Genomic DNA, 11,984 nt, shown 5'->3' with positions numbered 1-11,984 from the left:
CCTTTAAATTAAATGGTGCTGATTTTTTTATTTTGACATATATTAAAATAAAGAATTAAATAAAGAACAAAAGACTAATTTTAAGGTTTTTCTAAGCTTTTTAAACTAGGACAAGAAAAGTAGACAGAAAATAAAAAACCGTCTACTTTTTGTTTACAATAAGAGAAAGGATTTTACAAATGGCTAAACAATTGAAACATTATGAATGATTAGATCTATTCAAATGAATAGAAAATTGAGAATACACAAATGAATATGAATACAAATTTGCATCTTATATTTCAGAAAAATATAATAAGGATTACTTTAAAGAAAATGTTAGACGTAGAATTTGAAATAAATTTAAGGAATATCAAAAAGATGAAACTGTAATATTTTCAAAAACAGGAACGGCTCCTAAAAAAGGGAAGGGTTCTGGAAGACCTAAAAAGAAACCTATTGAAACAGATGATTCAATGATTGAAGAAATGACTGATGAGCAAAAGAATGAATTCATAAAAATTATGATTGAAATTTTCAGAGATAATAAAATGGAAATTGATTGAAGCAAAATCAAGAAATCATCTTCTGTTACAAATAAACAATTTATATATTTTTTAGGAATACCAAAATCTACTTTTTATAAGAAAATCTTGCAATTAGATAAAAAAGTCTCTAAAAAGTCTGAAAATGAAGAATTACATTCAATTCTCAAAAAGGCATTTTACGAAAATAAAGGTCGTTTTGATCGCTGAAGGTTGAGTATTTATATACTGAAAGTATATAAAATGAACATAAATTACAGAACGTTAGGAAGAATAATGAACAAATTAAATCTAATTTGTGTAGTTAGACCAAAACGTAAAGTCAGAGAAATCAAGAATACAAATGTTAAGATTAAAGATCTTGTAAATAGAGTTACAATGGAATTACAAATAATATTATTGCGACAGATGTTTTATATATAAAAACACCAAATGATATAGAAGAAAATCATGTTTATCTTTCAGTTGCAATACATCATAAAACAAAGAAAATTTTGAATCAAAACTTATCAAGAAGAAATGATACAGATTTAGTTATTTCACACATCAAGGATATCAAGTTTAAAAAATCTTGAATTCTTCATTTAGATCACGGATTTCAATATTCATATTCTAAATATCTTGATGTAGTTGCAAAAACAATGGAAATGTATCTATGAGTAGAGTAGAGATTCATTAGATAATAGGGGAGTTGAATATTTCTTTTCAAACACATCAAATCTGAGTGTTTAAACTTTGTGAATTACAAAACAATTTCCTTTGATAAACTCAAAAATAATATCATTTGATAAGATTACATTGAATGATGTAACAATGAAAGATTTGAATCTGTGTTAAATTAAAAAGCACCTCAACAATATTGAGACGCTTTGAGTTTTTTATAAATTTTCTATAAGACTTATCCTACTTTAAGTATTGAGATTTTTTGTAATTATTTTTTGAACAGAAGACGATTAGACTTTAGCAAGATTATCAAAAACTTTTTGGAATTTTTTATAATCTCCACGTTCATTCATATATTCTCACAATTTTTTATCATCTTTATTAAGAGCTTTTTCGCTTACATCCAAATCTCGAAATGATTTAATAGTATATTTCATTTGCTAACTTCCTTTTAAATTAATTTATCATATTTTACTAAATAATGTATTTTTTTGTATTCATTCTTTAATTTCATTTTTGACTTTTTCTTGTCTCTCTTTTATTAATAAATTTGAATCATTAGAATCAATAATAAGAAAGCAATTTTTTATCATATTTTGCACCTGAGAATCCTTATCAATATTTTTCGAATCTAATAATAATTTTAAATCTTCAAAATTTCGATTTGATAATCTAGTAACGAAACAAAATAAATCATTTTCTTGTCTATAGTTCATATCTGTTAAATAATAATTTTCTTCAAGATCTGAATTAAAATCGCTTGCTTTTAAATAAAATTTAAATTTAGAAAGCAAACACATTAGAAAAAAGAAAGTAAATCTTTTATTGCCGTTTCTAAATCTATGTCCCTCAAGAATTGAAATAAATATTTTTCCAATTAAATCAAAAATATCATTTAATTCATCTTTTTCATAAAAAATAATATTCTCAATTTTACTCATAATATCATCTTTACTACCAATTAAAACATAATCATCATCATATTTTTTAGGGAACTTTTTATTAATATCTTTAAATGCTGTATCTAATGCACTTTCAATTAATTTTATTAAATTATCATATCCTGCTTCATCATTTAAATCGATTTGAAAAACATCAATTTTAACTAGAATCTTTTTATTGTTATATTTAGAACAAAAATAAAGATTTTTATCATTTCCAAACTGAAGTAACTCGCCTTTATATTTTTCAATATATTCTCTTAAGAAAGTGTCTAAATCATGTTGATGATTTTCTATTTCTTTTTTTAATAACATTAATTTCAATTTCATATTTAAATCATATTAAAAAAACACAAAATATAATTGATTAAATTTCATTTTGTGTATGCTTGAGTATAATCTCAATCTAAGGATAAACTAAGACAAGAAAAGTAGACAGAAAATGAAAAAACCGTCTACTTTTTGTTTACAATAAAAGAAAGGATTTTACAAATGGCTAAACAATTGAAACATTATAAATGATTAGATCTATTCAAATGACTAGAAAAATTGAGAATACACAAATGAATATGAATACAAATTTGCATATTATATTTCAGAAAAATATAATAAGGATTACTTTAAAGAAAATGTTAGACGTAGAATTTGAAATAAATTTAAGGAATATCAAAAAGATGAAACTATAATATTTTCAAAAACAGGAACGGCTCCTAAAAAAGGGAAGGGTTCTGGAAGACCTAAAAAGAAACCTATTGAAACAGATGATTCAATGATTGAAGAAATGACTGATGAGCAAAAGAATGAATTCATAAAAATTATGATTGAAATTTTCAGAGATAATAAAATGGAAATTGATTGAAGCAAAATCAAGAAATCATCTTCTGTTACAAATAAACAATTTATATATTTTTTAGGAATACCAAAATCTACTTTTTATAAGAAAATCTTGCAATTAGATAAAAAAGTCTCTAAAAAGTCTGAAAATGAAGAATTACATTCAATTCTCAAAAAGGCATTTTACGAAAATAAAGGTCGTTTTGATCGCTGAAGGTTGAGTATTTATATACTGAAAGTATATAAAATGAACATAAATTACAGAACGTTAGGAAGAATAATGAACAAATTAAATCTAATTTGTGTAGTTAGACCAAAACGTAAAGTCAGAGAAATTAAGAATACAAATGTTAAGATTAAAGATCTTGTAAATAGAGTTACAATGGAATTACAAATAATATTATTGCGACAGATGTTTTATATATAAAAACACCAAATGATATAGAAGAAAATCATGTTTATCTTTCAGTTGCAATACATCATAAAACAAAGAAAATTTTGAATCAAAACTTATCAAGAAGAAATGATACAGATTTAGTTATTTCACACATCAAGGATATCAAGTTTAAAAAATCTTGAATTCTTCATTTAGATCACGGATTCCAATATTCATCTTCTGAATATTTTGATGTAGTTGCAAAAACAATGGAAATGTATCTATGGGTAGGGTTTAAAATTCATTAGATAATAAGGGAGTTGAATATTTTTTCTCAAACATCAAATCTGAGTGTTTAAACTTTGTAAATTACAAAACAATTTTCTTTGATAAACTTAAAAACATTATTAAAGATTACATTGAATCATATAACAATGAAAGATTTCAATCTATGTTAAATTGAAAATCATCTCAACAATATTGAGATGCTTTGAATTTTTTATAAATTGTCTAAAAGACTTGTTCTAGTTTACAAAAGCAAAAAAGCAAAATTATAATTACAGTTTCTGTTTCTCTTTCAATTTTAGCAGCAACAATATTAGGTTTTGTATTTTGAGTTAGACCTTTAAAGATAAATTAAAATAAGAAAATCAAACAGTTAATTCTGTTTGGTTTTAAACAAAAATTATTTTTTTAAAAAAATTTATAAAGAATATTTTATAAGCTAAAAAATATGCTATCATATTAATGAGTGAATTAATCACTTATACGAAAGCCGTCATAACAAGCGACCTTATCCAGGCGTATTAAAATAATAATAGGTGTATTTCTTGTTGTGCCTAGCGGTTATGCGTAGGGCACTGTTTTTTTATTCACATTATGAAAAAATCAGATACAGAATTTTATAAATTAATATCTATTTTTAATTCTATTTTTAAAGTTTTTGAAAATGAAAACAAAAAACTTAATTTTCATTTATCGAATAATAAATTATTTTATATAAATAAGGAAAATATCTATCACATAATTGGAATGCATTATATTTCTAACGCATTAGATTATTCTAAAAAACAAGACAACATTCAAAAAATCAGAAGATTTATTGATGATATTTTAAGTAAAAAACTTAATTATTACAAATTAGAACAATCATTTAGAAAAAATATCAAATCATTAACTACAGCAGAATATTTAAAGAATAGTCCTAATGCTTTTTTTAAATTAATTGTACAAAGAATAGAAACATTTGTTGAAATTTGCGTAAAAAGATTTTCAAAATGAAGAAGAAATAATGATAGGAAAATTACCAAATGAAGATATAACATACCTTTGCGTTAAAGAATTTTCTAAAGAACTCTATGGTTCTATTGGTTTTAAACAAATCACTCGTAACGGTTATTTTTATGATACTTATATCTCTCAAACAATAAAAACAATTAACAAAAAACGTATGACTTTAGAAATAGAAAAATTTAAATATAGAACTTTTAATCTTAAAACCAAGTAGTAATTTCTGCTTGACTTTTTTATTTTTTTGAAAAAATTTTAATAAAAAAGAAAAATTTGTAATATTTTTCTTCACTATAATAATATATAATTTTTTTTATAAAAATAAAGTTTATAATCAACTTATGATAAACTAGGACAAGAAAAGTAGACAGAAAATAAAAAACTGTCTACTTTTTGTTTACAATAAGAAAAAAGATTTTACAAATGTCTAAACAATCTAAACATTATTAATGATTAGATCTATTCAAATGACTAGAAAATTGAGAATACACAAATGAATATGAATACAAATTTGCATCTTATATTTCAGAAAAATATAATAAAGATTACTTTAAAGAAAATGTTAGACGTAAAATTTAAAATAAATTTATAGAATATCAAAAAGACGAAACTGTAATATTTTAAAAAAACAAGAAAAGCCTCTAAAAAAGGGAAGGGTTCTGGAAGACATAAAAAGAAATCTATTAAAACAGATGATTCAATGATTGAAGAAATGACTGACGAGCAAAAGAATGAATTCATAAAAATTATGATTGAAATTTTCAGAGACAATAAAATAGAAATTGATTGAAGCAAAATCAAGAAATCATCTTCTGTTACAAATGAACAATTTATATATTTTTTAGGAACACCAAAATCTACTTTTTATAAAAAAATCTCGCAATTAGATAAAGAAGTATCTCAAAAGTCTGAAAATGAAGAATTACATTCAATTGTCAAAAAGGACTTTTGTGAAAATAAAGTTCGTTTTGGTCGCTGAAGATTGAGTATTTATATACTAAAAGTTTATAAAATGGACATAAATTACAGAACATTAAGAAGAATAATGAAAAAATTAAATCTAATTTGTGTAGCTAGTCCAAAACGTAAAGTCAAAGAAATCAAGAATACAAATGTTAAGATTAAAGATCTTATAAATAGAGATTACAATGGAATTACAAATAATATTATCGCAACAGATGTTTTGTATATAAAAGCACCAAATGATATAGATCAAAATCACGTTTATCTTTCAGTTGCAATACATCATAAAACAAAGAAAATTTTGAATCAAAACTTATCAAGAAGAAATGATACAGATTTAGTTATTTCACATATCAAGGATATCAAGTTTAAAAAACCTTCAATTTTTCATTCAAATCACGGATTCCAATATTCATCTTCTGAATATTTTGATGTAGTTGCAAAAACAATGGAAATGTATTTATGGGTAGGGTTTAAAATTCATTAGATAATAAGGGAGTTGAATATTTTTTCTCAAACATCAAATCTGAGTGTTTGAACTTTGTGAATTACAAAACAATTTCCTTTGATAAACTCAAAAACAATATCATTTGATAAGATTACATTGAATGATATAACAATAAAAGATTTCAATCTGTGTTAAATTGAAAAACACCTCAACAATATTGAGATGCTTTGAGTATTTTGTAAATTTTCTATAAGACTTATCCTAGTTTAGGAAATCTTAAAAATCTCCTTTTCTTTGGAGATTTTATTTTTTTTATTAAATTAAAATTAATAATATTATTAGTTATATTTATGTTGTTTTTTAATAATATTTAAAAGGAGATAATAAAATGAGTGATAAAAAATACAAACTTGAAAATATTAATGCTATTATAGATAAATATTTAAACAACGAAGAAGAGTTTAAAAGGTTTAAAAATAAGTATTATTATGTTCCATTTTCGTCATTAAAACTTTCCAAGTGAGATAGAAAATTTAGGGAAATTTACCAAGATTATTTAAAAGAAATTAAAAGTGAGATTAATAATAAAGAATTCTTTATTCCTGACAGTCAAGGTTGTTTAAATAAATACAAGGTTGATAGTTTGTTTGATGAAGAAAGTAATGTATGATTTTATAAAGAAATTGCATACAAGCATAGTGAAAGTATAGACAAAGACTTTTCTAACGTAGATAAGTTTTTGTTATTAAATGACTTTTACGCAAAGGATAGTAAATATTTTGTTGAGAAAGCAGAATTCTTTAAACAAAACAAACAACTACAAGAAAAAAATGATGATGGAGAATATTATAAGTTGTATCCAGATATTAATAATTTAGCTAAAAGTTATGTATTTGATATTTATATGTGATTTTTAGAAGATATTAATAAAGGAGTGTACGATTCTTTAATGTATGATTTAAATAATAGCAAAGTTTAATATGAAGCCAGAACAACATAAAAATAAAACATATCTGTTAAAAGATATGTTTTTTATACATCTAAATTAAATATCAAAAAATAATAAAAAACTAATAAATAAACTAGAACAAAAAAAGTAGACAGAAAATAAAAACTATCTACTTTTCTTGTCCTAGTTTATTGGACTGTTTAAATATTTATTAGTTTTTGCTTATTAATTTAACTTTATTTTGTTTTTTTAAGGGTAAATAGTATTTTATCAGTTTAAATAATTCAAATGAAATTGTAAGGACAAATCCAAGTAACAATGGAACTAATCAATAAACAACTGAATATGATCATTGGGTATCACTTACAAATTCAAGAATATCAACATTTTTCAATACTGAAGCTAATCCTGGGACATATGCTGATACAACAACACAAATAAAACTAAATGTTGAAGCTAAGTAAACTAAATAATATTTTTTAATATTTGTTTTAAAAATGCTTTTTGAAGACATCAAGTTAAGTGAGTTAATACTTGAACCAATACCTAATGTAATAAATGTAGCAGTTGATGTAAGCTTTACAAATCATTCTCCTTTAATCCCTTGTGATTCAGCATATAAACCAACAAATAAGTATGAAAGTAATGATACTAATCCTAAAATTGAACTTTGGATAATTAAGCTAATACCCATTCCATTCGAAAATACACTATCATTTTTGTTAAATGGTTTGCGTTTCATAACATCTTCTTCATTTGGTACCATTCCAAGTGCAATAGCAGGAAATCCGTGTGTAAGAAGGTTAATTCATAATAATTGTGCAGCTGTAAGAACAATAAATTCAGCTGTATTAATTGCATCTTTAAAGATAAATCTAAAGATGAATAAACCAAATAACATAACAATAATTTCTGTTAATGAAGAAATAAGTAAGTTTAAGATAACTGTTTTAATTCTGTCAAATGTTTCTCTACCACTTTTTACAGCGCGCACAATGGTGTTAAAATTGTCATCAGTTAAAATAACATCAGCAGCTTGTTTAGAAACATCTGTTCCTGTAATTCCCATTGCACAACCAACGTCGGCTGCTTTAAGAGCAGGAGCATCATTAACACCGTCTCCTGTCATAGCAACAACTTGATCGTGTGCTTGTCAAGCTTTAACAATACGTAATTTATCAGATGGATTTACACGAGCATATACAGAAATGTTTTTAACTTGTTCTAATAATTGTTCATCACTCATTTCTGCTAATTGTTTTCCATCAATTGCAATATCTCCATCTTTGAAAATTGATAAGCTTTTTGCAATTGAAATAGCAGTTGTTAAGTGATCACCTGTAATCATAACTGTTTTAATTCCAGCTGCAGTAGCTTCTTCTATTGAAGCTTTAACTGAAGCTCTAGGTGGATCAATCATTCCGATTAATCCTAAGAATACTAAATCGTTTTCATCTTCAATATTAATTGAAGATGTATCAGGTTTCATTTTTTTGTATCCAACAGCAATAACTCTGATTGAATCGTTTGATCATTGTTCGTTGATGTGTGAATATTCATCAGCTTTGTTTTTTGATTTAGCTAAGATTACATCAGGAGCACCTTTTGTAATCATTACTCTACCACCTTCAGGTGTTTCGATTAATACTGACATTGTTTTTCTGTCACTATCAAATGGAAGTGAAGAAATCTTTTTGTATCTAGAATAAAAACTGTCTTTTGAATTGTTATTTTCAATTCCAAATCTTAAGATAGCTGTTTCAGTAGGGTCTCCAACTTCGTTGTAACCATTTTCAAGTTTTGTAACTTCAGCATCACAACAAGCAACAAATGATGCTAATGTTTGTGATTTAGATAAGTTTTTATTATTTAGATCAGCTGCTTCAAAGAATTTAACAACTGTCATTTTGTTTTCAGTTAATGTTCCTGTTTTATCTGAACAAATAATTGACGTAGAACCTAATGTTTCAACAACAGGGAATGCTTTGATAATTGCATTTTGTTTTGTCATTCTTGAAACACCGATTGCTAAAAGAACTGTTGTGAAAGTAATCAACCCTTCAGGAATTGCAGCTACTGCAAGCGAAATACCAATAACAACAGCGTTTGAGTACACTTGAGGTTGATTTCAAGTGTTTGAAATTGTGTTTGTTAAAACAATTTGTAAGATTGTTGTTAAGAACAATAACACAACACCAGAAATTCCGAAGATTTTACTTAATTTGTTTAATTTAATTTGTAATGGAGAAAGTTGAACTTCTTGTTCTTGTATAGATGAATTGATCTTTCCGATTTCTGTGTTAGCACCAATTGCTTTTACAAGCGCAATTGCTCTACCATTTACAACGTATGTACTTGAGTAAATTTGATTGTATCTGTCGCCCAATGATAAAGATTCAATGTTTTCAATAGTTCCAACTTTTTTATCCACAGCAAGTGATTCACCAGTTAATGATGATTCAACTACGCTAAGTGAGTAAGATTCAACTAATTCAGCATCAGCAGAGATGTAATCTCCAGCTTCAACCACAATTAAATCACCAATTGTAACTTGTGATGATGGAATAACAACTGTTTTTCCATCTCTTATAACTTTAGTCATAAGCTCATTAGATTTAGCTAATGCAGCTACAGCTTGATTACTCTTGATTTCCTGATAAGTTCCAAGCATAGAGTTAAGTGCTACAACTATTAAAATGATGAATGGTTCAATATATGAAACAACGATTTCACTAGTTGTTTTTAATCTACCATCAATGTGTTCTCAAATAGTAACACCAAAACTAAATGCAGCAGCAATTAAAAGAATGATGATCATAAAATCTTTAAATTGATTTAAGAAAATTAAAAAGATGTTATTTTTCTTTTTAGTTTCAATTGTGTTTAAACCAAATTGTTGATTTCTTTTAACTGCTTCCTCGGAACTTAAACCAAGTTTTAAATCAGTTTGTGTTAAGTTTTTCATTTTTTCTCCTTTCTTATGTAATTTAACTTATAAATAAGTTAAATAATTATACCTTTTGTTTTTGATTTGCTAAATTTAATATTTTGAAGCTACAAAGTACAAAAACCACTAGCACATAGACTTAAAAGTCTTTGACTAGTGGTCTTATTAAAGGTATTTTCTTGCTTTATTTAGATTTTGGTAATCCTGATAAATCTAAATTTAAAGCAATTTATTCTTATTCTTCTTTGTTCTTGAAGTTATTAAATAAATTATCTACATCTAATGGTGACATTGAAAATTCTTCATCATCTTCATATGAATCGTAGTCATATGTAGAATAAGGATCATTGAATCTATTTATTAAATAAGCTCCATTGTCATTAAAAATAGAGTATCTAATATTATTAGAATGTAAGTAGTTTTCTAATGTAGTTTTTAAAATGCCAGTACCTTTACCTGTGATGAATATAATTTGGTCAACTTTACCAGTTTTATAATCAAATAAATTGTTTGTAATTACAATTAGAGCTTCTTCAGCTAATAAACCGTGTAAATCAACTACTCTCATACTCTAATTTTAATTCCTGCGTTTTTCATTATGTCAAAGGCAAAGTTATGGAATTTATCTCCATTATGTTCAGGAGCATCATATGTATCAGTTGCATTTGAATAAACTATGACTTTTTTATCTGAATTTATTTTGTTCAAGTAAATTTTTAAACTTAAAGCAAGTTGCATAACACAAATATCTGTGCAGCAACCTACAAGCACAAATTCATCATATTGATCTCATAAGTTCATTGGAATATCGTAAAACCCATTTGTAGTATTTTTATAATAAACTTTTTGAACATATTCTTGTAATTCAGGAACTATTTGTGATTCTTTATCATTTGCTAAACAGTGAATTGGATAAGTTTTCATTTCCAAATCATCTTCAGAATGATGATCGCATATGAAAATATTATGCTCATAGTTTTGCAACATATCTTCTATAGTAGGAATAATGTTATTTATTCTACTTGAAGATAATTTTCCTTCTTTAGCAAAACCGTTAAGCATATCTATTACTATTAATAAACTTTTTTTATTCATCTTGTTGTTCTTTTTGACAAACAGGACAGAATGATGTTCCTCTCCCATTTGGTTTAAAGTCTAATTTAACTTTTTGAACAATTCCTTCTTTACATACTAAGCAACGTTTATTAGATCTACTATAAACTCTTAAATAGTTTTGATAATGTCCAACTACACCATTAACTGATGCATAAGTATGAACTGTGCTGCCACCTGCTTTGATGCTGTCGTCCATAATGATTTGTGCATTTTTTAAAAGTTCTTTAAGTTGTTCTTTAGTTACTTTGTTGCATTTAATCATTGGGTAAATTTTAGATGCAAATAAAGATTCATCTGCATAAATATTACCAATACCTAAAACAAGTTGTTGATCTAATAATGCAGCTTTAATTGAAATGCTTTTTCTTTGTAGTTTTTCATATAAAGTATCAATATCTACATCTTTGGGTAACTTAGCTAACTTTTTAATTTCATAAACACTTCTTTTATCAGTGTTTGCAAAGTATTCAATTGATCCAAACATTCTTGGATCAACAAAAACAAAACATAAGTTTTCAGATAAATAAAATTCAACAATTATATGATTTACAATTTTCTTTAAGTCATCTAAATGTTGTTGTTCAACAACATAAAACATTCCTGACATTCTTAAATGGATAACCATTTTAGAATTATCATCTAAATAAATTGTGATGAATTTACCATAGTTTTGAATTTGGATGATTTTCTTATTAGTAACTGATTTTACAAAATCATCTAAAGGTACATTTTTAATGATTTTAGAAACATTAATTTGTACGTTTTTGATAGTTTTGTTTAAAATTTTTTTATTTAATTGTTCTGTGATTATAGTCACTTCAGGATATTCTGGCATTTTTACCTCCATTTTTTAGGGTTAAAAGTTTTTTAAATAAATTTGAAAAAAATTTAATTTAGTATATATATTTTACTCTATAAGAGTAAAATTAAAAT

General features: G+C 25.1%; 14 protein-coding genes. 8 read left to right on the top strand and 6 right to left on the bottom strand.

Annotated elements, in window-relative coordinates; translation table 4 throughout:
- Nucleotides 1-179 precede the first annotated feature (179 nt).
- Entirely contained in the window at nt 180-947 is a 768-nt protein-coding gene (locus U5U50_RS01890) for an IS3 family transposase (RefSeq protein WP_324672258.1), read from the top strand.
- Between the two features lie 71 nt (nt 948-1,018).
- A complete protein-coding gene (locus U5U50_RS01885) occupies nt 1,019-1,192 on the top strand; it encodes a hypothetical protein (protein WP_324672256.1) in 174 nt (57 codons plus the stop codon).
- A gap of 285 nt (nt 1,193-1,477) precedes the next feature.
- Here the strand turns inward: U5U50_RS01885 and U5U50_RS01880 are convergent, their stop codons facing one another.
- Nucleotides 1,478-1,624 carry a hypothetical protein gene (locus tag U5U50_RS01880; protein WP_324672254.1) on the bottom strand — a complete coding sequence of 49 codons (147 nt, stop codon included), beginning with the start codon at nt 1,622-1,624 and terminating at the stop codon, nt 1,478-1,480.
- Nucleotides 1,625-1,648: 24 nt separating this feature from the next.
- Nucleotides 1,649-2,458: a type II toxin-antitoxin system death-on-curing family toxin gene (locus tag U5U50_RS01875; RefSeq protein ID WP_324672252.1), complete on the bottom strand. Its 810-nt coding sequence runs from the start codon at nt 2,456-2,458 to the stop codon at nt 1,649-1,651.
- A 439-nt stretch (nt 2,459-2,897) separates the two neighbouring features.
- On the opposite strand from U5U50_RS01875, the gene U5U50_RS01870 reads away from it, so the two are divergent.
- The 6 genes from U5U50_RS01870 to U5U50_RS01850 all read left to right on the top strand — a co-directional run bounded on the left by U5U50_RS01870 (nt 2,898) and on the right by U5U50_RS01850 (nt 7,018).
- Entirely contained in the window at nt 2,898-3,389 is a 492-nt protein-coding gene (locus tag U5U50_RS01870; protein ID WP_324672250.1) for an IS3 family transposase, read from the top strand.
- 71 nt (nt 3,390-3,460) lie between these two features.
- Nucleotides 3,461-3,646, top strand: a complete 186-nt coding sequence (locus U5U50_RS01865) for a hypothetical protein (protein WP_324672248.1) — start codon at nt 3,461-3,463, stop codon at nt 3,644-3,646.
- The gene (locus tag U5U50_RS03240) at nt 3,643-3,843 is read left to right on the top strand and encodes an IS3 family transposase (RefSeq protein WP_416383407.1); all 201 of its coding nucleotides are present in this window, start codon (nt 3,643-3,645) and stop codon (nt 3,841-3,843) included. The genes U5U50_RS01865 and U5U50_RS03240 overlap by 4 nt, the downstream gene beginning before the upstream one ends.
- A 374-nt stretch (nt 3,844-4,217) precedes the next feature.
- Nucleotides 4,218-4,676, top strand: coding sequence for a hypothetical protein (locus tag U5U50_RS01860; RefSeq protein WP_324672246.1), 459 nt, complete (start codon nt 4,218-4,220; stop codon nt 4,674-4,676).
- A gap of 652 nt (nt 4,677-5,328) precedes the next feature.
- On the top strand, nt 5,329-6,078 hold the full coding sequence (locus U5U50_RS01855; protein WP_324672244.1) for a hypothetical protein: 750 nt from the start codon (nt 5,329-5,331) through the stop codon (nt 6,076-6,078).
- A 349-nt stretch (nt 6,079-6,427) separates the two neighbouring features.
- Nucleotides 6,428-7,018: a hypothetical protein gene (locus tag U5U50_RS01850; protein WP_324672242.1), complete on the top strand. Its 591-nt coding sequence runs from the start codon at nt 6,428-6,430 to the stop codon at nt 7,016-7,018.
- 181 nt (nt 7,019-7,199) lie between these two features.
- Here U5U50_RS01850 and U5U50_RS01845 read toward each other — a convergent pair whose 3' ends face one another.
- From U5U50_RS01845 to mutM, 4 genes are all read right to left on the bottom strand, one after another.
- Nucleotides 7,200-9,953 (bottom strand): cation-translocating P-type ATPase, encoded by a 2,754-nt coding sequence (locus U5U50_RS01845; RefSeq protein ID WP_324672240.1) that lies wholly within the window; start codon nt 9,951-9,953, stop codon nt 7,200-7,202.
- A gap of 217 nt (nt 9,954-10,170) precedes the next feature.
- The gene (locus U5U50_RS01840) at nt 10,171-10,503 is read right to left on the bottom strand and encodes a Smr/MutS family protein (RefSeq protein ID WP_324672238.1); all 333 of its coding nucleotides are present in this window, start codon (nt 10,501-10,503) and stop codon (nt 10,171-10,173) included.
- Entirely contained in the window at nt 10,494-11,030 is a 537-nt protein-coding gene (locus U5U50_RS01835; RefSeq protein ID WP_324672236.1) for an isochorismatase family cysteine hydrolase, read from the bottom strand. The genes U5U50_RS01840 and U5U50_RS01835 overlap by 10 nt, the downstream gene beginning before the upstream one ends.
- Complete coding sequence (gene mutM / locus U5U50_RS01830) at nt 11,023-11,886, bottom strand: bifunctional DNA-formamidopyrimidine glycosylase/DNA-(apurinic or apyrimidinic site) lyase (protein ID WP_324672234.1); 864 nt, start codon at nt 11,884-11,886, stop codon at nt 11,023-11,025. The genes U5U50_RS01835 and mutM overlap by 8 nt, the downstream gene beginning before the upstream one ends.
- Nucleotides 11,887-11,984 lie beyond the last annotated feature (98 nt).

The sequence above is a fragment of the Mycoplasma sp. 888 genome, from assembly GCF_035609225.1.
In the GTDB taxonomy this organism is placed as follows: Bacteria; Bacillota_I; Bacilli_A; order Mycoplasmatales; family Metamycoplasmataceae; genus Mycoplasmopsis.
The sequence above is the reverse complement of the archived record's forward strand: the minus strand, read 5'-3'. Positions and strand labels throughout refer to the sequence as shown.